General features: G+C 32.8%; 1 protein-coding gene and 1 pseudogene. Both read right to left on the bottom strand.

Annotated features, from left to right (window positions below; translation table 11 throughout):
- Positions 1 to 338: 338 nt before the first annotated feature.
- Complete coding sequence (locus J536_RS24280) at positions 339 to 1,085, bottom strand: FRG domain-containing protein (protein ID WP_050680443.1); 747 nt, start codon at positions 1,083 to 1,085, stop codon at positions 339 to 341.
- 414 nt (positions 1,086 to 1,499) lie between these two features.
- Positions 1,500 to 1,610 (bottom strand): annotated as a pseudogene (locus J536_RS25815) (phenylacetic acid degradation protein); the annotation flags it as partial.

The following is a 1,610-nucleotide window of genomic DNA, read 5'->3' as shown; positions in this document are numbered from 1 at the left end:
GGGGGATTTTCTAGGCTTAATGCGGTGCTAATTTTGCAATGTAAGTGGGGAATTAGAGATTAATTGTCATTTTATTCGTTTCGTATTTCGATTCTTTTGCATTTTTTATTAAGTGGGATTTTTACTAACTTTTCTTTAAACCAATTTAAAAGAAAGTTGAATTGACTTTTAAAGGAGCATCATAGCAATGGTTTAGCTGATAACTTAGATCTAACAATTATTTAGGGAAAATATAATTATATTAACCTTATGCTTTGTCAGCATAAGGTTATCACTACTGTACCATTCTGATATTTTTAATATATTAAAACATTGATTGAACTAAATACTACATAACATCAAAAGCAATTAATTCGCTCTTGTAAATCTTTACTAATTCCCTCTAATCCCGGGTAGATAAAACTATGTGTCACCCCAAAAAGAGCAAGTTCACGCTTTATTTCCATTCTAACTGAAAATGGGATGTGGTACTTTGTTATACGCCCCCATCTTAGCGGAATGTGTGGATCTTGCTGAATTGAAAAGAGTCCAGCTTGTGAAGTAATTCGAGGGCTGACATGATTTGAAAAGAACAAACCATCACTAGCAAATGGATCACAAGTGTTAATGTCTAGAGGTGGATGCTTTACGCGCATAACATAAAATGCAGCATCCCCAAGAAAATCGGGTGTATCGATCTGCTCTTTCAATAACCAAGTATCATTTACAAATTCAAATACTGCAAAATATAGAGCAACAAGTGGATTTGTTGTCCAGTCTAAAAGACGAGTTGGTAATCCATAATGCTGCGCGAGAGCTAGCCAATCCCAATCATTTACTGGCGGTGATTCAAGATATGGACCAGCAGCATTCTTGAAGCGTTTAAAAGCTTCACGTTCATTGATAATACTGACTGGATATCTGAGATCAAAATATATTTTTCCGTTTTCGTACTGCTGAGGTTTACTTGTTATTCGACCAATTTTAGGAATTAATGAATAATCGCTACGCCGCTCACCACGGAAGTAATGCCCATCATCGAGAGATACATTCCTTAAAATATTATGAATATCCTCAAAAGAACTAATTTTTTCTTCATCTATCATTAAAATCACATCTCCCCAAAGTAACTTCTCTTATCATTAAATTTTATGATAAATTAATCTCATCCTATTTTTCTAATAAAAGATATATCATTTTTAAAATATATTCTATTAATTATTTTATTAAGCTTAGAGAGTTAGAAAAACTTTGTGCATAATTATTCCATATCAGTAAATTATAAATACTAGGCTAAAAATATGGCTAGTTTTATTTAAACTAAAACTAGCCATATTAATTTAAAAAAATTAATTCTATTTTCTTCCCGCATCTAATGCAGCTTATTCTATCCAATTAGGGAGATCCATTACCTATTCCCAAACAATTTAGGCAATATTTTGATTAGCTTTACTCTCTTTCAGGGCTTTTATTAATTTAGTTAAGTTCTACTCTGGATCTAACGACCTCACAACCACACATCACGGCGCAAGCCTGAAACACGTAGATGTAAACAAAGCGACTCTATTATTCAAACCGTCTATTATCACAACTTCATAATGGGCAAATTTTTTACTACTTCCGACCTTGGT

Source organism: Acinetobacter sp. 809848, assembly GCF_000581275.1.
GTDB classification, from domain to species: domain Bacteria; phylum Pseudomonadota; class Gammaproteobacteria; order Pseudomonadales; family Moraxellaceae; genus Acinetobacter; species Acinetobacter pittii.
This window is presented reverse-complemented; position numbering and strand designations above follow the sequence as displayed.

Excerpts from the sequence above, each read along its gene's own strand:
- J536_RS24280 (WP_050680443.1), bottom strand. The coding sequence starts at position 1,085 with ATGATAGATGAAGAAAAAATTAGTTCTTTTGAGGATATTCATAATATT.